The sequence below is a fragment of the Pseudomonas sp. F-14 TE3482 genome, from assembly GCF_053629455.1.
Genome location: NZ_JBRJII010000001.1, coordinates 568,827 through 590,993, shown reverse-complemented (window position 1 = coordinate 590,993; position 22,167 = coordinate 568,827). Strand labels below are relative to the sequence as shown.

Below are 22,167 nucleotides of genomic sequence, written 5' to 3'. Positions count from 1 at the left end.
GAAATTTCCCGTTTCATTACGCCTATGCCAAACTAACCCGCATATAGACAAGGTGAAAACTCTCTAATGGCCGATTGGCAGTCCCTCGATCCCGAGGCCGCTCGTGAAGCGGAAAAATATGAAAACCCTATTCCTAGCCGCGAACTGATCCTTCAGCACCTTGCTGATCGAGGTTCGCCTGCTAACCGCGAGCAGCTGGTCGAAGAGTTTGGTCTGACCACAGAAGACCAGATCGAAGCCCTGCGTCGTCGCCTGCGCGCCATGGAGCGCGACGCTCAACTCATCTATACCCGTCGCGGCACCTATGCGCCGGTGGACAAGCTCGACCTGATCCTGGGCCGCATCAGCGGTCACCGTGACGGCTTCGGCTTTCTGGTCCCGGACGACGGCAGTGACGACCTGTTCATGAGCCCGGCGCAAATGCGCCTGGTGTTCGATGGCGACCGTGCCCTGGCGCGTGTTTCCGGCCTGGACCGTCGCGGTCGCCGTGAAGGCATGATCGTCGAAGTGGTGTCCCGTGCCCACGAGACCATCGTTGGTCGTTACTTCGAAGAGGGCGGTATCGGTTTCGTCGTCGCGGACAATCCGAAGATCCAGCAAGAAGTGCTGGTGACGCCGGGCCGTAACGCCAATGCCCAGATCGGTCAATTCGTCGAGGTGAAGATCACTCACTGGCCGACGCCACGCTTCCAGCCGCAAGGCGACGTGGTCGAAGTCGTGGGTAACTACATGGCGCCGGGCATGGAAATCGATGTCGCCCTGCGCACTTACGATATTCCTCACGTCTGGCCTGAAGCGGTGCTCAAGGAAGCCGCCAAGCTCAAGCCGGAAGTCGAAGAGAAAGACAAAGAGAAGCGCATCGACCTGCGTCACCTGCCGTTCGTGACCATCGACGGCGAAGATGCGCGCGACTTCGATGACGCGGTCTACTGCGAAGCCAAGCCGGGCAAGCTGCGCCTGTTCTCCGGTGGCTGGAAGTTGTACGTGGCGATCGCCGACGTTTCCAGCTACGTGAAAATCGGTTCGGCGCTGGATAACGAATCCCAGGTTCGTGGCAACTCGGTGTACTTCCCCGAGCGCGTCGTGCCAATGCTGCCTGAGCAGCTGTCCAACGGCCTGTGCTCGCTGAACCCGCACGTCGATCGCCTGGCCATGGTCTGCGAGATGACCATCTCCAAATCCGGCGAAATGACCGACTACTGCTTCTACGAAGCGGTGATTCACTCCCACGCCCGCCTGACCTACAACAAAGTCAGCGCCATGCTGGAAACGCCCAAAGCGACCGAAGCACGTCAGCTTCGTGGCGAATACACCGACGTCCTGCCGCACCTCAAGCAGCTGTATGCGCTGTACAAGGTTCTGCTGGCGGCCCGTCACGTGCGTGGCGCGATTGATTTCGAAACGCAGGAAACCCGGATCATCTTCGGCTCCGAGCGCAAGATCGCCGAAATCCGTCCGACCGTTCGCAATGACGCCCACAAGCTGATCGAGGAGTGCATGCTGGCGGCCAACGTGGCCACTGCAGAGTTCCTGAAGAAGCACGAAATCCCTGCGCTGTATCGCGTTCACGACGGCCCGCCACCGGAGCGTCTGGAAAAACTGCGCGCCTTCCTTGGCGAGCTCGGCCTGTCCCTGCACAAAGGCAAGGATGGTCCGTCGCCGAAGGATTACCAGGCTTTGCTGGCGAGTATCAAGGACCGTCCGGATTTCCACCTGATCCAGACCGTCATGCTGCGTTCGTTGAGCCAGGCGGTGTACAGCGCTGATAACCAGGGCCACTTCGGCCTGAATTACGAAGCCTATACCCACTTCACTTCGCCGATTCGCCGCTACCCGGACTTGCTCACGCACCGGGCGATTCGCAGCGTCATCCATTCGAAAATGGACACCCCGCACGTTCGCCGTGCCGGTGCGATGACCATCCCGAAAGCACGCATCTATCCGTACGACGAAGCGATCCTGGAGCAGCTCGGCGAGCAGTGCTCGATGAGCGAGCGCCGGGCCGACGAAGCCACCCGCGACGTGGTGAACTGGCTCAAGTGCGAGTTCATGAAAGACCGCGTGGGCGAGTCGTTCCCGGGTGTGATCACCGCCGTGACCGGTTTCGGTCTGTTCGTCGAACTGACCGATATCTACGTCGAAGGCCTGGTGCACGTCACCGCGCTGCCGGGCGATTACTACCACTTCGATCCTGTACACCACCGCCTCGCCGGTGAGCGTACCGGTCGCAGCTTCCGCCTTGGCGACACCGTTGAAGTTCGCGTCATGCGCGTCGACCTCGACGAGCGCAAGATCGACTTCGAGATGGCTGAAAAAACCATCAGCGCGCCGATCGGCCGCAAGAAGCGTGGGGCTGAAACCGCTGCTCCTGCTGCCAAATCCACTGCAGAACCGGCTCCGGCGAAAACCGGCCGTCGTCCTGCCAAGGAAAAGGCTGTCGAGGCCTATCGTCCGAGCGATGCCGCGGCAAAGAATGCCGAGTTGCGCAAAAGTCGTGAAATGAAACAGGCGTTGCTGTCTGAAGCGAAAAGCGGCGGTAAAGCGGCGTCTGGGGGAAAGACCGGGCGGTCGGCGCCTGAGAAGGCCTCCGGCGGCAAGCCAGCAAAACCGAGCAAACACCGTAAAGGCCCGCCAAAAGCGGGTTCCGCTCCAGCCGCCAGAAGCGGCGGGGCGCGTAAACCTAAGGCCAAGTCATGAGTCAGTTGGAAAAGATCTATGGCGTGCACGCTGTAGAAGCGTTGCTGCGTCACCACCCAAAACGCGTCAAGCAGATCTGGCTGGCTGAAGGCCGCAGTGATCCGCGGGTACAGACACTTATCGAACTCGCTGCCGAAAATCGCGTAGCGGTCGGTCAGGCTGAGCGTCGTGAGCTGGATGCGTGGGTAGATGGCGTGCACCAGGGCGTGGTCGCGGACGTGAGTCCGAGTCAGGTCTGGGGCGAAGCGATGCTTGACGAATTGCTCGATCGCACTGAAGGCGCACCGCTGTTGCTGGTGCTCGACGGCGTGACCGATCCGCACAACCTCGGTGCTTGCCTGCGTTCTGCCGATGCGGCGGGCGCGCTGGCGGTGATCGTGCCGAAGGACAAGTCAGCCACTCTGACCCCGACGGTGCGGAAAGTCGCCTGCGGCGCGGCGGAAGTGATTCCGTTGGTGGCCGTGACCAACCTGGCGCGCACCCTGGAAAAACTCAAGCAACGTGGCTTGTGGGTTGTCGGTACGGCGGGCGAGGCTGAGCAGGATCTGTATCAGCAAGACCTGACCGGCCCGACCATCCTGATCATGGGCGCGGAAGGCAGCGGAATGCGTCGCCTGACTCGCGATCTTTGCGACTACCTGGTGCGTCTGCCGATGGCGGGCAGCGTCAGCAGTCTCAACGTTTCCGTGGCGACTGGCGTGTGCCTGTTCGAGGCCCTGCGTCAGCGTGGTGCCAAGGCCAAGGCTGCTGCCAAGAAGTCCTGATTCAGCGGTAAACCCCTCCTGTGGGAGCTAGCCTGCTAGCGATGGCGGAGTAACATTCGGCATTAATATTGAATGTTATTTCCTCATCGCTAGCAGGCTAGCTCCCACAGTGGTTTGTGTTTTGGGCAAATAATCGTGGTTGTTCAAATAATCACCAATTGCCTTGCGCCTCTCTTGTCCCTTCTCTACAATTGCGCCCCTTGCTGTGACGGCAGGCACGCATGTGTCTATCGCAAGCAAGTCCATAAGTGTCATTCACTCCTTGTCTGACCGCTTTTGAGCGGCAGGCTACAACCCGTAAGGAGCATTCATGCGTCATTACGAAATCATCTTTTTGGTCCACCCGGATCAAAGCGAGCAAGTCGGCGGCATGGTTGAGCGTTACACCAAGCTGATCGAAGAAGACGGCGGCAAAATCCACCGTCTGGAAGATTGGGGTCGTCGTCAACTGGCCTACGCAATCAACAATGTTCACAAGGCTCACTACGTGATGCTGAACGTTGAATGCACTGGCAAGGCCCTGGCCGAGCTGGAAGACAACTTCCGCTACAACGATGCAGTGATCCGTAACCTGGTCATCCGTCGCGAAGAAGCCGTTACCGGCCAATCCGAGATGCTCAAGGCTGAAGAAAACCGCAGTGAGCGCCGTGAGCGTCGCGACCGTCCTGAGCACTCCGACGCTGATAGCGTTGATGGTGATGACAGCGACGCCAGCGATAACGCTGACGAGTAATCCACGGACCTTTTGAGGAGCCTATTACATGGCACGTTTCTTCCGTCGTCGTAAATTCTGCCGCTTCACCGCTGAAGACGTGAAAGAGATCGATTACAAAGATCTCAACACTCTGAAAGCCTACGTATCCGAGACCGGCAAAATCGTTCCAAGCCGCATCACCGGTACCAAAGCTCGTTATCAGCGTCAGCTGGCCACCGCTATCAAGCGCGCCCGCTTCCTGGCCCTGCTGGCCTACACCGACAGCCACGGCCGCTGAGACCGGGCAGTCGACACGTAGCAAAGGATTGAATGCATGCGCGCCTTAGCTGAGTTCATCATGCGCGGCCGTATGCAGGCCACTCTGGTAGTGGCCGGATGCGCAACGTTGCCGTTGTTGTATTGGTTGGGTGCTGCCGCCGGATGCCTTGTGCTCCTGCGGCGCGGATTGAAGGACGCCTTGGGCGTTCTTGCTCTGGGACTGCTGCCGGCGTTGATCTGGTGGCTTTACTCCGACGACCCACGGGCACTTCTGGTGCTGCTGGGGTCTTCGAGCCTTGCGTTGGTTTTGCGCGCAAGCGAGTCCTGGAACCGCGTGCTGCTGGTCAGCATAGCGATGGGATTGGTGTTTTCAGTGGTGCTGGGGGCGGCTTTTGCGCCCCAGATCGAGATGCTGGCGCAGGCTTTGATAAAAGTCATGCCGTCGCTACTCGGTGATGTCTACCAGCAATTGTCGGTAGACGAGCAAGCGCGTTTCGCGTCCCTGATTGCACCGGTCCTGACCGGCCTGATTGCGGCCTTGTTGCAAATCGTCAGTGTGCTGAGCCTGATTGTCGGGCGCTACTGGCAGGCGTTGTTGTACAACCCGGGTGGTTTTGGTCGCGAGTTTCGCGCCATCCGAATCCCGCTTTTACCGGCGATGTTGCTGCTGGTGTTGATGCTTCTGGGGCCTAACTTAGGCTCGCAGATGGCCATGTTGACACCGTTGTGCAGCGTACCGCTGGTGTTCGCCGGGCTGGCCCTGATTCACGGGCTGGTGGCGCAAAAGCGACTGGCCAAATTCTGGCTGGTGGGGTTGTACGTCACGCTGTTGCTGTTCATGCAACTGATCTATCCGTTGCTGGTGGTCTTGGCCATCGTCGACAGCCTGATTGATTTTCGCGGTCGTTCGGCACCGAAAGATGCCGATAACGCGAACGGTGAAGGTTAAAAGTTAAGAGGATTTTCACATGCAACTGATCCTTCTGGAAAAAGTCACCAACCTGGGCAACCTGGGTGACAAAGTGAACGTTAAGGCTGGTTACGGTCGTAACTACCTGCTGCCTTACGGCAAAGCTACCGCTGCGACCGCTGCCAACCTGGCTGCGTTCGAAGAGCGTCGCGCTGAGCTGGAAAAAGCCGCAGCAGACCGTAAAACTTCGGCTGAAAGCCGTGCCGCCCAACTGGCTGAGCTGGAAGTGACTATCACTGCCACCGCTGGTGACGAAGGCAAGCTGTTCGGTTCGATCGGCACCCACGACATCGCTGATGCACTGACCGCCTCTGGCGTTGAAGTTGCAAAAAGCGAAGTTCGTCTGCCGAACGGCACCATCCGCAACGTAGGCGAATTCGACGTAGCCGTGCACCTGCACGCCGAAGTTGAAGCCACCGTACGCGTTGTCGTGGTAGCAGCTTAAGCAGCACTTGTCGGCTGGCACCCTCGGGTGCTTGCCGGTAACATCGGGCACGATCCTGTTTACAGGTCGTGCCCTTTGTCTTTCTGCGGTTCCTGATTCTCTACAAACTAATTCCAAGTGGCCATGAACGATATTTCCGCCCCCGAGCAATACGATCTGCAAACCGCTGCCCTGAAGGTGCCGCCGCATTCCATCGAGGCCGAACAGGCCGTGCTCGGTGGTCTGATGCTGGACAACAACGCCTGGGAACGCGTGTTGGATCAAGTCTCCGACGGCGATTTCTATCGGCATGACCACCGCCTGATCTTCCGTGCGATCGCCAAGCTCGCCGACCAGAACTCCCCCATCGACGTCGTGACCCTTGCCGAGCAATTGGACAAGGAAGGTCAGACCTCGCAAGTCGGTGGTCTCGGCTACCTGGGTGAGCTGGCGAAAAACACGCCGTCCGTCGCCAACATCAAGGCCTATGCGCAAATCGTTCGTGCGCGGGCGACCTTGCGGCAACTGATCGGCATCGCCACCGAAATTGCCGACAGCGCTTTCAACCCTGAAGGCCGCACGGCTGAAGAGATTCTCGACGAAGCTGAGCGGCAGATCTTCCAGATCGCCGAGGCCCGGCCAAAAACCGGCGGTCCGGTGAGTGTGAATGACCTGCTGACCAAGGCTATCGACCGCATCGACACCTTGTTCAACACCGACAACGCCATTACCGGCCTGTCCACCGGTTATACCGACCTCGACGAGAAAACCAGCGGCTTGCAGCCTGCCGACCTGATCATCGTCGCCGGCCGTCCGTCCATGGGTAAAACCACCTTTGCGATGAACCTGGTGGAAAACGCCGTGTTGCGCAGCGACAAGTGCGTACTGGTTTACTCGCTGGAGATGCCAGGCGAATCGCTGATCATGCGTATGCTTTCGTCCCTTGGGCGTATCGACCAGACCAAGGTCCGGGCCGGTCGCCTGGACGACGACGATTGGCCGCGCCTGACCTCGGCGGTCAACTTGCTGAACGATCGCAAGCTGTTCATCGACGACACGGCTGGTATCAGCCCCTCGGAGATGCGCGCGCGGACCCGGCGTCTGGTGCGTGAACACGGCGACATCGCCCTGATCATGATCGACTATCTCCAGTTGATGCAGATTCCAGGTTCCGGCGGAGACAACCGGACCAACGAGATTTCCGAGATCTCCCGTTCCTTGAAAGCCCTCGCCAAGGAATTCAACTGCCCGGTAGTGGCGCTGTCCCAGCTCAACCGCTCCCTGGAGCAACGACCGAACAAACGCCCGATCAACTCCGACCTCCGGGAATCCGGAGCGATCGAGCAGGATGCTGACGTGATCATGTTCGTGTACCGGGATGAGGTGTACCACCCGGAAACCGAGCATAAAGGCATCGCCGAGATCATCATCGGCAAACAGCGGAATGGCCCGATCGGCACGTCACGACTGGCGTTCATCGGTAAGTACACCCGCTTCGAAAACCTGGCGCCGGGCAGCTACAATTTCGACGACGAGTAGGTTGTGTTGCGCCTGAGAGGGCCCCATCGCGGGCAAGCCCGCTCCCACAGGGATCACACCGAACCTGTGGGAGCGGGCTTGCCCGCGATGGGGTCGCCACAATTTCCGACCATAGCCGTCGGAATTGATCAAATTTTGTGCTATATTCCGCGCCCGCGAAATTCAATGAAAGCCAACACCGGTTATCGACATGCAAGCAGCCAAGCCGTTATTTGACTATCCCAAGTACTGGGCCGAATGTTTCGGGCCAGCGCCATTCCTGCCGATGAGCAGGGAGGAGATGGATCAGCTTGGCTGGGATTCCTGCGACATCATCATCGTCACCGGTGATGCCTACGTCGACCACCCGTCGTTCGGCATGGCAATCATCGGCCGGCTGCTGGAGGCCCAGGGCTTCCGCGTCGGGATCATTGCGCAGCCGAACTGGCAGTCAAAAGACGATTTCATGAAGCTCGGCGAGCCAAACCTGTTCTTCGGCGTCGCGGCCGGCAACATGGACTCGATGATCAACCGCTACACCGCCGACAAGAAAATCCGCTCCGACGATGCCTACACCCCCGGTGGCCTGGCGGGCAAACGTCCTGACCGCGCGAGCCTGGTTTACAGCCAGCGCTGCAAGGAAGCCTACAAGCACGTGCCGATCGTGCTCGGTGGCATCGAAGCCTCCCTGCGCCGCATCGCCCACTACGATTACTGGCAGGACCGGGTGCGCAACTCGATCCTGATCGACGCCTGCGCCGACATCCTGCTCTACGGCAACGCCGAGCGTGCGATCGTCGAAGTCGCCCAGCGTCTGTCATTCGGTCACAAGATCGAAGACATCACCGATGTGCGCGGCACCGCGTTCATTCGTCGTGACACGCCAAAAGACTGGTTCGAGATCGATTCCACGCGTATCGACCGTCCGGGCAAGGTCGACAAGATCATCAACCCGTACGTGAACACCCAAGATACCCAGGCCTGCGCCATCGAGCAGGAAAAGGGTCCGACGGAAGATCCGAACGAAGCGAAGGTCGTGCAATTGCTGCCGAACCCGCGCCTCACCCGGGAGAAAACGGTCATCCGCCTGCCGTCGATGGAAAAAGTCCGTGGTGACTCGGTGCTCTACGCCCACGCCAACCGCGTGCTTCACCTGGAAACCAACCCGGGCAACGCCCGTGCGCTGGTGCAGAAGCATGGCGAAGTGGACGTCTGGTTCAACCCGCCTCCGATTCCGATGACCACCGAAGAAATGGACTACGTTTTCGGTATGCCTTACGCACGGGTTCCGCACCCGGCGTATGGCAAGGAAAAGATTCCTGCCTACGACATGATCCGCTTCTCGGTGAACATCATGCGCGGCTGCTTCGGTGGCTGTACGTTCTGCTCGATCACCGAGCACGAAGGCCGGATCATCCAGAACCGTTCCGAAGAGTCGATCATTCGCGAAATCGAAGAGATCCGCGACAAGGTACCAGGCTTCACCGGGGTGATCTCCGACCTCGGCGGCCCGACCGCGAACATGTACCGCATCGCCTGCAAGAGCCCGGTCATCGAATCCGCGTGCCGCAAGCCGTCCTGCGTGTTCCCGGGCATCTGTGAAAACCTCAACACCGATCACTCGTCGCTGATCCAGCTCTATCGCAGCGCCCGTGCCTTGCCGGGTGTGAAGAAGATCCTGATCGCATCCGGCCTGCGTTACGACCTCGCGGTCGAGTCGCCGGAATACGTCAAGGAGCTGGTGACCCACCACGTTGGTGGTTACCTGAAGATCGCCCCGGAACACACCGAGGAAGGTCCGCTCAACCAGATGATGAAACCGGGCATCGGCAGCTATGACAAGTTCAAGCGCATGTTCGAGAAGTACACCAAGGAAGCCGGGAAAGAGCAGTACCTGATTCCGTACTTCATCGCCGCTCACCCGGGCACCACCGACGAAGACATGATGAACCTGGCCCTGTGGCTCAAGGGCAACGGTTTCCGTGCCGACCAGGTGCAGGCGTTCTACCCGTCGCCGATGGCTACCGCTACCGCGATGTACCACTCGGGCAAGAACCCGTTGCGCAAGGTCACTTACAAGAGTGACGCCGTGACCATCGTCAAGAGCGAAGAACAGCGTCGCCTGCACAAGGCGTTCTTGCGTTATCACGACCCGAAAGGCTGGCCGATGCTGCGTGAAGCGTTGACCCGCATGGGCCGCGCCGACCTGATCGGGCCGGGCAAGAACCAGTTGATCCCGCTGCATCAACCGGCGACCGACAGCTACCAGAGCGCCCGTCGCAAGAACTCGACGCCGGCCGGCAGCCACAAAGTGGCCGGGGAAAAGACCACCAAGATCCTGACCCAGCACACTGGCCTGCCACCGCGTGCCAGCGATGGCGGTAACCCGTGGGACAAGCGTGAACAGGCCAAGGCTGCGGCATTCGCCCGCAACCAGCAGGCGGCCAAGGAGCGCAAGGATGCGGCCAAAGGCAAGGGGCCCAAGCCTGCGCGCAAGCCGGTAGTGCCGCGCTAAGTCTCGTTTGAGCTGAACAGAACGCCAACCTTCGGGTTGGCGTTTTGCGTTGGGCCTGAAGATCAAAAGATCGCAGCCTTCGGCAGCTCCACATGGAAACGCATATTCCTGCGTAGGAGCTGCCGAAGGCTGCGATCTTTTGATCTTCGCCACAATTATGTGCAAATGCCCCAACGCAAAATCTCCTCCCGCCCGATTTTGGTGCTGTACTGCCCTGAGCAAATCTGTGAAAGCGCCAGCCTGCCGGATGGCATAAGTCTTGCGCGCTTTCGATAACGCTTAAGGCTCGCAGGAGGCACGCCGTGTCGATCCATGTCGCATTGCATCACGTCACGCATTACCGCTACGACCGCGCCGTCGAGCTCGGTCCGCAGATCGTTCGCCTGCGCCCGGCTGCCCATAGCCGCACGCGGATACTGTCCTATGCGCTGAAAGTCTCGCCCGAGCAGCATTTCATCAACTGGCAGCAGGACCCCCAGGGCAATTACCTGGCGCGGTTGGTGTTCCCGGAGAAAACCGATGAGCTGCGGATCGAGGTCGACTTGCTGGCGGAGATGGCGGTGTTCAATCCGTTCGACTTCTTCCTCGAGCCCTACGCCGAAAAGATCCCTTTCGCCTATGCCACGGATGAGTGCAAAGAGCTGGCGCCGTACCTGGAAACCTTGCCCCTGACGCCGAAATTCAAGGCCTATCTGGACGGCATCGATCGCACGCCGCTACCGAGCGTGGATTTCCTGGTCGCGCTCAACCAGCGCCTCAGCGAAGACATCGGCTACCTGATTCGCATGGAACCAGGCGTACAGACCCCGGAACACACTCTTGAGCATGCCTCCGGTTCCTGCCGCGACTCGGCGTGGTTGCTGGTGCAGTTGCTGCGCAACCTCGGCCTGGCGGCGCGTTTCGTGTCCGGTTACCTGATTCAGTTGACCGCCGATGTCAAAAGCCTCGACGGCCCCTCGGGCACCGAAGTGGACTTCACTGATCTGCACGCCTGGTGCGAGGTCTATTTGCCTGGCGCTGGCTGGATCGGCCTGGATGCGACTTCTGGGCTGTTTGCCGGCGAAGGACACATTCCGTTGGCGTGTAGTCCCGATCCGTCCTCTGCGGCACCGATCAGTGGCCTGGTGGAACCGTGCGAGTGCGAATTCACCCACGAAATGTCGGTCGAGCGGATTTGGGAAGCGCCGCGAGTCACGAAGCCCTACACGGAAGACCAATGGTTGGCGATTCAGGCATTGGGCCGGCAGATCGATGTCGACCTGCTTGAAGGCGACGTGCGCCTGACCATGGGCGGCGAGCCGACGTTCGTTTCCATCGATGACCCTGACGGCGCCGAGTGGAATACCGCGGCGCTCGGGCCAGACAAGCGTAGGCTGTCGGCCGAGCTGTTCCAGCGCATGCGCAAGCATTACGCGCCCAAGGGACTGGTGCATTTTGGTCAGGGCAAGTGGTATCCGGGCGAGCAACTGCCGCGCTGGTCGCTGAACTGCTACTGGCGCCGCGATGGCGTACCGATCTGGCACAACAGCGCATTGATCGCCGATGAGCAGGAAGACTATGGCGCCGATGGCGAGTTGGCCGGGCGTTTTCTGGCGAGTGTCGCCGAACGCCTGAAAATTCCGACACGCTTTGTGTTCCCGGCCTATGAAGACAATTTCTATTACCTCTGGCGCGAAGGCGCTTTGCCGCAGAACGTCAGCGCCGAAGACTCACGGCTGGAAGAGCCTTTGGAGCGGGCGCGTCTGCGCAAAGTCTTCAGCCAGGGGCTGGATAAGGTGATTGGCCAGGTCCTCCCGCTGGCGCGCACCGCCAAGGGCGATCAGTGGCAGAGCGGTCGCTGGTATCTGCGGGAAGAGCATTGCCGATTGGTGCCGGGGGATTCGCCGTTGGGGTATCGCTTGCCACTCGGTTCGCAGCCTTGGGTGAAGGCGGCGGAGTATCCGTTCATTCACCCTGTCGACCCGAATCAGGATTTCCCTGAGCTGCCAGGCACCGACCAGCTACAGCATCACGCTCAACCACAAACGGCCAACGAGCGTGCGCCGAAGATCGACGAGTCCGCCGACTGGCTGACCCGCACCGCCTTCTGCGCCGAAGCGCGAGAAGGCCGGTTGTACCTGTTCATGCCGCCACTGGAGCGGGTCGAGGACTATCTGGAACTGGTCGCCGCCATCGAAGCCACCGCCGAGGAATTGCATTGCCCGGTGTTGCTGGAAGGCTATGAGCCGCCGAGCGATCCGCGCCTGAGCAACTTTCGCATTACTCCGGATCCGGGCGTGATCGAGGTCAACGTCCAGCCGTCCGCCACCTGGGATGAGTTGGTGGAGCGCACCGAGTTTCTTTATGAAGAGGCGCGCCAGACGCGACTGACCACCGAGAAGTTCATGATCGACGGCCGGCACACCGGCACCGGCGGCGGCAACCATTTCGTCTTGGGTGGCGCGACCCCGGCTGACTCACCGTTTCTGCGCCGTCCCGATCTGCTGCGCAGCCTGATCAGTTACTGGCACAACCATCCGTCCTTGTCCTACCTGTTTTCCGGATTGTTCATCGGCCCGACGTCTCAGGCGCCGAGGGTGGATGAGGCGCGCAACGATTCGCTGTACGAACTGGAAATCGCCTTCGCCCAGATGCCGAAGCCGGGCGAGGAGTGTCCACCCTGGCTGGTGGATCGCTTGCTGCGCAATTTGCTGATCGACGTGACTGGTAACACCCACCGCGCTGAGTTTTGCATCGACAAACTCTATTCGCCGGACGGCGCCACCGGGCGCCTTGGATTACTGGAACTGCGGGCCTTTGAAATGCCGCCCCATGCGCGCATGAGCCTGGCTCAGCAGTTGTTGCTGCGGGCGCTGGTGGCGCGGTTCTGGCGCGAGCCTTATGCGCCGCCGAAACTGGCGCGCTGGGGCACAGAGCTGCACGACCGGTTCCTGTTGCCACACTTTATCGAGCAGGATTTCGCTGACGTCATTGTCGACCTCAATGCCGCCGGTTATCCCGTGCGGGCCGAGTGGTTCGCAGCGCATCTGGAATTCCGTTTTCCCAAGGTCGGCGACTATGCGGTCAGCGGGATTGAGCTGGAGTTGCGTCAGGCGCTGGAGCCTTGGCATGTACTGGGCGAGGAAGGCGCAGCAGGTGGCACGGTGCGTTACGTGGATTCGTCGCTGGAGCGTTTGCAGGTCAAACTCAGCGGCCTGCCGCCTCAGCGATATCTGCTGACCTGTAACGGCATTCCGGTGCCGTTGCAACCCACGGGGCGGGTCGGTGAGTTCGTCGCCGGCGTACGCTTTCGCGCCTGGCAGCCGGCCAATTGCCTGCAACCGACCATCCCGGTCCACGCGCCGCTGGTGTTCGATCTGCTCGACACCTGGATGGGGCGTTCGCTGGGCGGTTGTCAGTACCACGTGGCCCACCCGGGCGGACGCAACTACGACAGCCTGCCGGTGAACGCCAATGAGGCCGAGAGCCGGCGGATGGCGCGTTTCTTCCGTCTCGGACACACGCCAGGGAAACTTCCTATACCGAATCTGGAAATCAATGACGAGCTGCCGATGACTCTCGATTTGCGACGTTTCTAAACCGTACACGACGCTCGGATTTTTCGTATATCCGGGCGTCATGAGCCTGCGTTAGTCTGACCGTTCTTTGCTGTCTGCCGAGCTTTCCATGCCTGACCTGCTTGATCGCTACCCGCTGACCGCGGGAACTTATCACGAACTGCTCGACGACAGCGGCGCCGTGCGCCCGCATTGGCGGCGGCTGTTCGATCAATTGCAACGCAGCACGCCAGCGCAACTGGTGCAGCGTCAGGCGCTGCTGACCCGGCAGATCCAGGAAAACGGCGTGACCTATAACGTCTACGCCGACCCCAAGGGCGCTGACCGACCTTGGGAATTGGACCTGTTGCCCCATGTGATCGCCGCCGATGAGTGGGAACAGTTATCGGCCGGGATCGCTCAGCGGGCGCGCTTGCTCAATGCTGTGCTGGCGGATTTGTACGGCCCTCAGCGCTTGATCGCCGAAGGCCTGCTGCCGGCTGAGCTGGTGTTCGGTCACAACAACTTCCTCTGGCCCTGTCAGGGTATTGCGCCGCCCGACGGGGCCTTTTTGCATCTGTATGCCGTGGATCTGGCGCGCACGCCTGATGGTCGCTGGTGGGTGACGGCGGACCGCACGCAAGCGCCATCCGGTGCCGGTTACGCGCTGGAAAACCGCACCATCGTGTCCCGGGCCTTTCCCGAGCTGTACCGCGATTTGAAGGTGCAGCACCTGGCCGGATTCTTTCGCACGCTCCAGGAAACGCTCGCTCGTCAGGCGCCGAGCGATGACGAAGCGCCACTGGTGGTGCTACTGACGCCGGGGCGTTTCAACGAAAGCTATTTTGAACACCTGTACCTGGCTCGCCAGCTCGGATATCCATTGGTAGAGGGCGGCGACCTGACCGTCCGGGATGCCACGGTCTACCTGAAAACCTTGAGCGGCCTGCGTCGGGTCCACGCGATCATGCGTCGGCTCGACGATGACTTCTGCGACCCGCTGGAGCTGCGCACCGACTCGGCCCTCGGCGTGCCGGGGCTGCTCGAAGCGGTGCGTCAGGGTCGGGTGCTGGTGGCCAATGCCCTCGGCAGCGGCGTGCTGGAGTCGCCAGGGTTGCTGGGTTTCCTGCCGAAGATTAATCAGTATCTGTTCGGCGAAGAGCTGATTCTGCCGTCCATCGCGACCTGGTGGTGCGGCGAAGCGCCGGTGCTGGCCCAGGCCCTGGAAAAGCTGCCGGAGCTGTTGATCAAACCGGCGTTTCCGTCGCAGAGCTTCGCCCCAGTGTTTGGTCGTGATTTGAGTGAAAAACAGCGTCAAGCCTTGGCTGAGCGCATGCAGGCACGGCCTTACGCCTATGTTGCGCAAGAATTGGCGCAACTGTCCCAGGCGCCGATCTGGCAGGCCGAAGGTGGTCAATTGCAACCGCGGGCCATTGGCATGCGCGTGTATGCGGTGGCCAGTCGGGACGGCTATCGAGTACTGCCCGGCGGGCTGACGCGGGTTGCCGCCGAAGCCGACGCCGAAGTGGTGTCGATGCAGCGCGGCGGCGCCAGCAAGGACACTTGGGTGTTGGGCGATCGCCCGCCCAACGGCGAACAATGGAAAGCCCAGCGCAACATTGGCGTTCACGATCTGGTACGACGTGATCCGTATCTGCCATCGCGGGTGGTCGAGAACCTGTTCTGGTTCGGCCGTTACTGCGAGCGCTGCGATGACAGTGCACGGCTGCTGCGCATTATGCTCGCGCGCTATGTCGATGGCGATGATCCGCAGGCCCTGGAGGCGGCAGTCGATCTCGGTGAACGCTTGAATCTGTTGCCGGAGGAGGGCGAGTTGCCGGAGCGGTTGCTGGCGGCGCTGCTCGGCGATGACTGGCCGTTCAGCCTGCGCTCCAACCTGCAACGCTTGCAGTGGGCCGCTTCGCAAGTACGCGGCAAGCTCTCGCGAGAGAACTGGCAAGCGCTGGTGGAATTGCAGCGCGAGGCCATGGAACTGGAAACCGAAGAGCCGGATTTCGGCGAGCTGCTGGATTTCCTCAACCGACTGGTGATGTCGCTGGCGGCGCTGTCCGGTTTTGCCCTCGACGACATGACCCGGGACGAAGGCTGGCGTTTCCTGATGATGGGGCGGCGGATCGAACGGCTGCAGTTTCTCAGCGGCAGCCTGGCAGCGTTTCTGCGTGGCGCCGGGGCTTTCGATCAGGCCGGGCTGGAATGGCTGCTGGAGCTGGGCAACAGCAGCATCACCTACCGCTCGCGGTATCTGGCGATGGCACAATTGATCCCGGTGCTGGACCTGTTGCTACTCGACGAGCAGAACCCTCACGCGGTGTTGTTCCAGTTGAAACTGGTGACCCGCACGTTGAAACGCTTGAACGACGACTTTGGTGCGCCGCGCGAAACAGGTCTGCCGCAGTTGGTGGAGCGGCTGGCGCGCTTCGATCTGGGTTGCCTGGAAAACCCACTGTTTGGCGAGGCCAGTGTTCGCGCCGCCATAGAGGGGCTGGCCGATCTGTTGCAGGAGATCGCCGATGCCAGCGGCCAAGTATCGGATCGCCTGGCGTTGCGCCATTTCGCCCATGTCGATGATGTCAGCCAGCGCACGGTGTCCGTCTGATGAATGCCCGTTACCAGATTTTCCACGACACCCACTATCACTATGACAGCCCGGTGTCCCTGGCCCAGCAACTGGCGCACCTGTGGCCGCGGGCTTGCGTTTGGCAGCGCTGCACCGATCAGCAATTGCAGATCAGTCCCGATCCGACCTCGCGCCGGGATGAGCTGGATGTGTTTGGTAATCCGCTGACCCGGTTGGCATTCGAGCGGCCGCACGATGAGTTGCTGGTCAATGCCAGCCTGACGGTCGAAGTGCTGGCCCGGCCATCGTTGGACTTCAATCAATCGCCAGCCTGGGAAGAGACCTGCAACGCACTGACCTACAGCAGTCAGCCGCTGTCATCCGAGATACTTGAAGCCTGCCGTTACCGGTTCGAATCGCCCTATGTGCACTTGAAGCGCAACTTCGTCGAGTTCTCGGAAAGTTGTTTTCCTCCTGGCCGGCCATTGCTGCTGGGGGTTCAGGCGTTGATGGAGAAGATCTTCAGCGAATTCACCTTCGACGCTGAAGCGACCCAAGTGGCGACGCCGCTGGTGGAAGTGCTGGAGAGGCGGCGCGGGGTTTGCCAGGACTTTGCACATTTGATGCTCGCTTGTGTGCGCTCCCGTGGATTAGCCGCGCGGTATATCAGCGGCTACTTGCTGACCCAGCCACCACCGGGCCAGCCTCGGCTGATCGGCGCCGATGCATCTCATGCCTGGGTGTCGGTATTTTGTCCGGTGCTGGGCTGGGTGGATTTCGACCCGACCAATAATGTGCAACCAGCGCTGGAACACATCACCCTGGCCTGGGGCCGGGATTTTTCCGATGTGTCGCCGTTGCGTGGGGTGATCCTGGGCGGTGGCAGCCATGATCCGGAGGTTCGGGTCACGGTAATGCCATTGGAATAGTGGAGATCCAGTGCGGGAGCGAGCCTGCTCGCGATAGCGGTGTATCAGTCAAATAATTGCTAAATTGCCGCCGTCATCGCGAGCAGGCTCGCTCCCACATGGGGATGTGCAAGTCAGTTCTGGATGGGGAATTTTCAGATTGGTCTGTGAGGGTCAGCAACATCGTTGCTGACCCTGGACACAGATCCGGTGGGCCTGATCAGATCATCGGGCCCTGAGGGTCTCAGGCGTCGGGCGCCTGATCTTTCGGTGCTTCAGTTTCGTCTGTAGCCACTTCGCCTTCGGTATCCGGGTTCAGTGCTGCTGCTTCTTCTTCAGCTGTAGCTTTCTTGCGCTGAAGCTTTTCCTCTTTCTTCTGCTCCTTGGCCAAGTCTCTCTGACGTTTGGCGAAGGAATAATTAGGTTTAGCCATGGGCGATCCTCTGGGGTCGAAGGTGAGGTTGAGCGGCGCATATTCTGCCCTGTATCGATGCCGAGCCGTTAGCTGGGTTTTTGCTCGGTCCATTTTGGCGGTACCGAGGGTTGCCAGGCGTCCAGTGCATTGAGCAGGGTTTGCGGCGATTCGCTCATTTGCAGCATGTCACGGTGCGCTTCGCGAACGAAGCCTTCGCCGACGATATGATCAAGAAAAGACGTCAACTTGCTGTAGAAACCGTTCACTTCCAGCAAACCCAGCGGTTTTCCGTGATAGCCGAGCTGGCCCCAGGTCCAGACTTCGAACAGCTCTTCCAGTGTGCCCAGGCCGCCGGGCAGAGCAATGAAGGCATCGCTGAGCTCGGCCATTCGCGCCTTGCGCGCATGCATGCCGTCGACCACTTCCAGGCGAGTCAGGCCGCTGTGGCCGATTTCCTTGTCTTTGAGGCTCTGCGGGATGATCCCGATCACTTCACCGCCGGCCGCCAGCGCGGCATCGGCAACGATCCCCATCAGCCCGACGGCGCCGCCGCCATAGACCAGAGTCAGCTTGCGCTCGGCCAATGCTCGCCCCAAGGCGACAGCCGCTTCACGATAAACCGGGTTAGTGCCAGTGCTGGCACCGCAAAATACACAAACGGACGCTAAAGACATGCCTTACTCCATGGTCATCAGGGCCACAGAGTAAAGGCAGGCCTGCCTCGTTCCAAGGGTTAAACCTCGTGTTCTGGTGTTTCGTAGGTACCGCTGGCGCCACAGGCATAAGCGGCGAGCAAACTGCTCAATAAACTGTTGAAAGACATGACAGACGCTCCGGATGAGAGATGACGGTCCTGATGATAGGGCCGTGCCAGACGTCTGGCTGGTAGATTGTTTCGATGAGGGTCATAGCCCGAAAGTTGTATACAATTTTTGATTCAGGTCATAGGAACTTGCGAAGATTTCAGGCAGTCTTCTGTCCATAAGCACTTTTGTTAACCCTGCCTTGGAGATTCACCATGTTTGCCAAACTTGTTGCGGTATCCCTGCTGACACTGGCCAGCAGCCAATTGATGGCCGCGGAATGCAAGGTCACTGTCGACTCCACTGACCAGATGTCCTTCGATACCAAGGACATCACCATCGACAAGAGCTGCAAGACGTTCACCGTGGAACTGAAACATTCTGGCAGCCTGCCAAAAAACGTCATGGGCCATAACTGGGTGCTGAGCAAAGAAGCCGACATGCAGCCGATCGCCACTGACGGCCTGGCGGCAGGCATCGACAAGAACTACTTGAAAGACGGCGATACCCGCGTCATCGCCCACACCAAAGTCATCGGCGCGAAGGAAACCGACTCGGTAACTTTCGACGTGTCGAAGCTCAATGCTGCTGAAAAATACGGTTTCTTCTGCTCGTTCCCGGGGCACATCTCGATGATGAAAGGTACGGTTACCCTGAAGTAATCGAATCAAGCGCATAAAAAAAGCGTCCGCTAGGGACGCTTTTTTTGTGTCTGACGGTTGACCGCGTCATCGTTCTTCGCGGGCAAGCCACGCTCCCACAGGATTTGCGTCGTGCCCATTACCGGCGTCCGACACAAAATCTGTGGGAGCGTGGCTTGCCCGCGAAGGCGTCGGTACAGACGCCGACGTCCTCAAGGCGCAAACGGCATCACGCGCTTGTGATGGGTCTTTTTGTACGTGTCGCAGATGATCTTGAACGCTTCCTCACGCACCGGCTCGCCGTGCAGGAAGGCGTCGATCTCGGCATAGGTCACCCCGTGGGACGCTTCGTCCGGTTTGCCCGGCGACAGGTCTTCAAGGTCGGCAGTCGGGATTTTTTCCACCAGCGACTCCGGCGCGCCGAAGCTGCGGGCAATCGCCCGGACCTGATTTTTCACCAGGCCGCTCAGCGGTGCGAGGTCGCAGGCGCCGTCACCGAATTTGGTGAAGAAGCCCATCACCGCTTCTGCCGCGTGATCGGTGCCGATCACCAGGCCGTGAGCCGCGCCAGCGATGGTGTATTGCGCGACCATGCGCATCCGCGCCTTGGTGTTGCCCAGCACGAAATCCTTTTGCACCGCCTCCTTACCCTCGAAGGCCGCCACTTCGCTGGCCAGGGATTTGACCGCCGGGCCGATGTTTACAGTGTGGCGCTCATCGGGGGCAATGAAGTCCACTGAGGCCTGGGCATCATGTTCGTCGAACTGGACGCCATAAGGCAGGCGCACGGCGATGAACTTGTAGTTGGCATCACCAGTGCGCTCGCGCAGTTCACGCATGGCGCGCTGGGCCAGCAGGCCGGCGGTCAGGGAGTCGACGCCGCCGCTGATGCCCAGCACCAGCGTCTTGAGCCCGGCATTGACCAGGCAGTCCTGAATGAAGGTGATCCGCCGGGCAACTTCAACCTCGAGGGCGAGTTGATCCGCAAACGGCGGTTGGACCTTGAGCTGTTCAGCAATCTCACGCTGTACGGCTTGCATGAATTCACTCCTTGCTAGATGGGCTGGAAATGGCGGCAGGTACTTGGAAAACATGTCGCAAGTAGGCGACGAAATTCGGGTCTTTGCAGTGAGTCTTGCCAGGCTCATCAGAAATCTTGGCCACTGGCTGGCCGTTGCAGGCCGTCATTTTAAGCACGATGCTCATCGGTTCGACACCCGGAATGTCACACGTCAGGTTAGTACCGATACCGAAGCTGACATTGATCCGACCGCGCAATGCCCGAAAAATCTCCAGAGATTTGGGTAGCGTCAGACTGTCGGAAAACACCAGGGTTTTGCTCATCGGGTCGATGCCAAGCTTGTGATAGTGGGCGATGGCTTTTTCCGCCCACTGCACCGGGTCACCGGAATCGTGGCGCAAGCCGTCGAAGAGCTTGGCAAAGAACAGGTCGAAATCGTTGAGGAAGGCATCGGAGGTGATGCAGTCGGTCAAGGCGATGCCCAGCAAACCCCGGTATTCGCGGACCCAACAGTCGAGGGCGGCAATCTGGCTGTCGATCAGCCGTGGACCGAGTTGCTGGTGGGCCATGATCCATTCGTGAGCCATGGTGCCCAGCGGCTTCATGTCCAGCTCCCGGGACAGGTGCACGTTGCTGGTACCGACGAAGCGACCGGGGAAGTCATGCTTGAGCACGTTCACCACTTCTTCCTGCACACGGTACGAGAAGCGACGGCGAGTGCCGAAATCGGCTACTTGCAACTCGGACAATTCGTCCGCGCTGGCGTTGGCGGTCAGCCAGTCGAACTTGCGATAGAGCTGTTCACGGGCCTGTTCCAGAATGATTTCCCGGTAGCGATAACGGTTGCGTACTTCGCTGACCATGGCCAGTAGCGGCACTTCGAACAGAATCACGTGCAACCACGGCCCGCGCAGACGGATGAACAACTCACCGTTTTCAATGCCAGTGTGGATATAGCGCAGGTTGAAGCGGAACAGTCCGAGAAACCGCAGGAAATCCGGTTTCAGAAAACTGATGCGCTCCAGGAAGCTCAATTGATCGGCACTCAGGCTCAACTCGGCCAGGCGCTCGATCTGGAAACGGATCTCCGCCAGGTACGGGCGCAGATCCTCACTGTTACGGCAACGAAACTCCCATTCGACTTCCACATTAGGGTAGTTGTGCAGCACCGCCTGCATCATCGTCAGTTTGTAGAAGTCGGTGTCGAGCAGGTTCTGCACGATGCGATCGGCAAACACACTCTCGCTCATAACGGGGTTCTCCAGGCTGGCCGCGGCCCGTGGCAGCGACGTTGCAGCTGTTTCAATGAATGGGGCTAGTGGCGCATATCAGCGGTGAGGATTGCCAGCGATTTTTGCATCAGCGCGAATTGCCTCTGTAGGAGCTGTCGAGTGCACAGCTCTTACATAGCGCCTGCGGAGAGTTAATCGTTAGATGTGGAATTATCGATCTGCTCCAGCATCCACTTCACAAAATCCCGCACCTTGGGCACTTCCGCCGAATGCTCCGGATACGCCAGGTAATAGGCGTCGGTGCTGGGCATCGCATGCTTCCAGGGAATGACCAGTTTGCCGTCGGCCAATTCCTCTTCCACCAGAAACTTCGGCAGCAGCGCCACGCCGCAGCCGACCTGGGCGGCGCGGATGCACATGTAGAAGGTTTCGAAGCGCGGGCCGTGGTAGCTGTGTTCGGTGTGGTAGCCCTGGCTGTCGAACCAGTCGTGCCAGGCTTGAGGCCGGGAAGCGTTCTGCAGCAGGACCAGGTCGGTGAGTTGCGTAGGGTCGGTAAACGGCGTATCCGGCAGGCTGCCCGGTGCGCAGACCGGCACCAGTTCCTCGCCAAACAGCTTGAGGCATTCGGTGCCGGGCCGTGAGCCCTGGCCAAAGTAGAACGCCAAGTCGCTGCGACCTTGCAACAGATCATCCGCTTCCTGTTCGCTGCACAGATCCAGATGGATCGACGGATGGCGCAGGCGCCAGCCTTTCAAGCGTGGCACCAGCCAGCGTGCACCGAAGGTCGGAGGTGTCGAGACTCGCAAGACTTCGGTATCACCGCCGTAGGAGCGCAGGTAATGGGTCGACATTTCGACTTGGGTGAGGATTTTTCGCACCTCCACCAGGTACAAATCGCCAGCGGGGGTCATTTGCAGACGTCGGCGCACCCGACGGAACAACAGGTGTTGCAACAACTCTTCGAGTTGCGCGACCTGTTTGCTGACAGCGCTCTGCGTCAGGTTCAGCTCTTCGGCGGCACGGGTGAAGCTCAAATGCCGGGTCACGGCCTCGAAGCACTGCAACGCGGTGATCGACGGCAAGTAGCGTTTATTCAGCATGGGTGGTCCTTTTTCTTGTTTCTCTATGCTCTTTTTTACCGGCAGATTCGCAGCATGAATAAACGGAATGAT

At 59.9% G+C, this 22,167-nt stretch carries 17 protein-coding genes; 12 read left to right on the top strand and 5 right to left on the bottom strand.

The features are described 5' to 3' along the window. Window positions 1–66: 66 nt before the first annotated feature. From rnr to AB7M26_RS02525, 11 genes are all read left to right on the top strand, one after another. The gene (gene rnr / locus AB7M26_RS02575) at window positions 67–2,697 is read left to right on the top strand and encodes a ribonuclease R (RefSeq protein WP_123499839.1); all 2,631 of its coding nucleotides are present in this window, start codon (window positions 67–69) and stop codon (window positions 2,695–2,697) included. Then, window positions 2,694–3,461, top strand: coding sequence for a 23S rRNA (guanosine(2251)-2'-O)-methyltransferase RlmB (rlmB, locus tag AB7M26_RS02570; RefSeq protein WP_123499837.1), 768 nt, complete (start codon window positions 2,694–2,696; stop codon window positions 3,459–3,461). Before rnr ends, rlmB begins: the two co-directional genes overlap by 4 nt. A 310-nt stretch (window positions 3,462–3,771) precedes the next feature. Continuing rightward, window positions 3,772–4,194 carry a 30S ribosomal protein S6 gene (rpsF, locus tag AB7M26_RS02565; RefSeq protein WP_095052890.1) on the top strand — a complete coding sequence of 141 codons (423 nt, stop codon included), beginning with the start codon at window positions 3,772–3,774 and terminating at the stop codon, window positions 4,192–4,194. 28 nt (window positions 4,195–4,222) lie between these two features. Next, the gene (gene rpsR / locus AB7M26_RS02560) at window positions 4,223–4,453 is read left to right on the top strand and encodes a 30S ribosomal protein S18 (RefSeq protein ID WP_002551829.1); all 231 of its coding nucleotides are present in this window, start codon (window positions 4,223–4,225) and stop codon (window positions 4,451–4,453) included. Window positions 4,454–4,489: 36 nt separating this feature from the next. After that, the gene (locus AB7M26_RS02555; RefSeq protein WP_007902692.1) at window positions 4,490–5,383 is read left to right on the top strand and encodes a YybS family protein; all 894 of its coding nucleotides are present in this window, start codon (window positions 4,490–4,492) and stop codon (window positions 5,381–5,383) included. Between the two features lie 19 nt (window positions 5,384–5,402). Next, window positions 5,403–5,849, top strand: a complete 447-nt coding sequence (gene rplI, locus AB7M26_RS02550) for a 50S ribosomal protein L9 (RefSeq protein WP_003197251.1) — start codon at window positions 5,403–5,405, stop codon at window positions 5,847–5,849. A 123-nt stretch (window positions 5,850–5,972) separates the two neighbouring features. Further along, entirely contained in the window at window positions 5,973–7,367 is a 1,395-nt protein-coding gene (gene dnaB, locus AB7M26_RS02545) for a replicative DNA helicase (RefSeq protein ID WP_008068885.1), read from the top strand. A gap of 190 nt (window positions 7,368–7,557) precedes the next feature. Beyond that, entirely contained in the window at window positions 7,558–9,861 is a 2,304-nt protein-coding gene (locus AB7M26_RS02540; protein ID WP_123499835.1) for a YgiQ family radical SAM protein, read from the top strand. A gap of 302 nt (window positions 9,862–10,163) precedes the next feature. Then, window positions 10,164–13,439 carry a transglutaminase family protein gene (locus AB7M26_RS02535; protein ID WP_123499832.1) on the top strand — a complete coding sequence of 1,092 codons (3,276 nt, stop codon included), beginning with the start codon at window positions 10,164–10,166 and terminating at the stop codon, window positions 13,437–13,439. A gap of 88 nt (window positions 13,440–13,527) precedes the next feature. Further along, window positions 13,528–16,014, top strand: a complete 2,487-nt coding sequence (locus AB7M26_RS02530) for a circularly permuted type 2 ATP-grasp protein (RefSeq protein ID WP_123499829.1) — start codon at window positions 13,528–13,530, stop codon at window positions 16,012–16,014. Next, window positions 16,014–16,904 carry a transglutaminase family protein gene (locus AB7M26_RS02525; protein WP_123499827.1) on the top strand — a complete coding sequence of 297 codons (891 nt, stop codon included), beginning with the start codon at window positions 16,014–16,016 and terminating at the stop codon, window positions 16,902–16,904. Before AB7M26_RS02530 ends, AB7M26_RS02525 begins: the two co-directional genes overlap by 1 nt. Before the next feature lie 223 nt (window positions 16,905–17,127). Here the strand turns inward: AB7M26_RS02525 and AB7M26_RS02520 are convergent, their stop codons facing one another. Next, a complete protein-coding gene (locus AB7M26_RS02520) occupies window positions 17,128–17,316 on the bottom strand; it encodes a hypothetical protein (RefSeq protein ID WP_007902706.1) in 189 nt (62 codons plus the stop codon). Between the two features lie 68 nt (window positions 17,317–17,384). Further along, on the bottom strand, window positions 17,385–17,972 hold the full coding sequence (locus AB7M26_RS02515; protein ID WP_123499825.1) for an LOG family protein: 588 nt from the start codon (window positions 17,970–17,972) through the stop codon (window positions 17,385–17,387). Window positions 17,973–18,316: 344 nt separating this feature from the next. On the opposite strand from AB7M26_RS02515, the gene azu reads away from it, so the two are divergent. After that, window positions 18,317–18,763, top strand: coding sequence for an azurin (gene azu, locus AB7M26_RS02510; RefSeq protein ID WP_123499823.1), 447 nt, complete (start codon window positions 18,317–18,319; stop codon window positions 18,761–18,763). Window positions 18,764–18,954: 191 nt separating this feature from the next. On the opposite strand, the gene nadE is transcribed toward azu, so the two are convergent. The 3 genes from nadE to AB7M26_RS02495 form a co-directional block, all read right to left on the bottom strand. Next, a complete protein-coding gene (gene nadE, locus AB7M26_RS02505; RefSeq protein WP_123499822.1) occupies window positions 18,955–19,782 on the bottom strand; it encodes an ammonia-dependent NAD(+) synthetase in 828 nt (275 codons plus the stop codon). Window positions 19,783–19,786: 4 nt separating this feature from the next. Next, on the bottom strand, window positions 19,787–21,013 hold the full coding sequence (pncB, locus tag AB7M26_RS02500) for a nicotinate phosphoribosyltransferase (protein WP_123499820.1): 1,227 nt from the start codon (window positions 21,011–21,013) through the stop codon (window positions 19,787–19,789). Window positions 21,014–21,186: 173 nt separating this feature from the next. Then, window positions 21,187–22,095: a LysR family transcriptional regulator gene (locus AB7M26_RS02495; RefSeq protein ID WP_123499817.1), complete on the bottom strand. Its 909-nt coding sequence runs from the start codon at window positions 22,093–22,095 to the stop codon at window positions 21,187–21,189. Window positions 22,096–22,167: the final 72 nt, after the last annotated feature.

Coding starts and splice junctions, on each gene's coding strand:
- rnr (WP_123499839.1), top strand. CDS start 67: ATGGCCGATTGGCAGTCCCTCGATCCCGAGGCCGCTCGTGAAGCGGAA.
- rlmB (WP_123499837.1), top strand. CDS start 2,694: ATGAGTCAGTTGGAAAAGATCTATGGCGTGCACGCTGTAGAAGCGTTG.
- rpsF (WP_095052890.1), top strand. CDS start 3,772: ATGCGTCATTACGAAATCATCTTTTTGGTCCACCCGGATCAAAGCGAG.
- rpsR (WP_002551829.1), top strand. CDS start 4,223: ATGGCACGTTTCTTCCGTCGTCGTAAATTCTGCCGCTTCACCGCTGAA.
- AB7M26_RS02555 (WP_007902692.1), top strand. CDS start 4,490: ATGCGCGCCTTAGCTGAGTTCATCATGCGCGGCCGTATGCAGGCCACT.
- rplI (WP_003197251.1), top strand. CDS start 5,403: ATGCAACTGATCCTTCTGGAAAAAGTCACCAACCTGGGCAACCTGGGT.
- dnaB (WP_008068885.1), top strand. CDS start 5,973: ATGAACGATATTTCCGCCCCCGAGCAATACGATCTGCAAACCGCTGCC.
- AB7M26_RS02540 (WP_123499835.1), top strand. CDS start 7,558: ATGCAAGCAGCCAAGCCGTTATTTGACTATCCCAAGTACTGGGCCGAA.
- AB7M26_RS02530 (WP_123499829.1), top strand. CDS start 13,528: ATGCCTGACCTGCTTGATCGCTACCCGCTGACCGCGGGAACTTATCAC.
- AB7M26_RS02525 (WP_123499827.1), top strand. CDS start 16,014: ATGAATGCCCGTTACCAGATTTTCCACGACACCCACTATCACTATGAC.
- AB7M26_RS02520 (WP_007902706.1), bottom strand. CDS start 17,316: ATGGCTAAACCTAATTATTCCTTCGCCAAACGTCAGAGAGACTTGGCC.
- AB7M26_RS02515 (WP_123499825.1), bottom strand. CDS start 17,972: ATGTCTTTAGCGTCCGTTTGTGTATTTTGCGGTGCCAGCACTGGCACT.
- azu (WP_123499823.1), top strand. CDS start 18,317: ATGTTTGCCAAACTTGTTGCGGTATCCCTGCTGACACTGGCCAGCAGC.
- nadE (WP_123499822.1), bottom strand. CDS start 19,782: ATGCAAGCCGTACAGCGTGAGATTGCTGAACAGCTCAAGGTCCAACCG.
- pncB (WP_123499820.1), bottom strand. CDS start 21,013: ATGAGCGAGAGTGTGTTTGCCGATCGCATCGTGCAGAACCTGCTCGAC.
- AB7M26_RS02495 (WP_123499817.1), bottom strand. CDS start 22,095: ATGCTGAATAAACGCTACTTGCCGTCGATCACCGCGTTGCAGTGCTTC.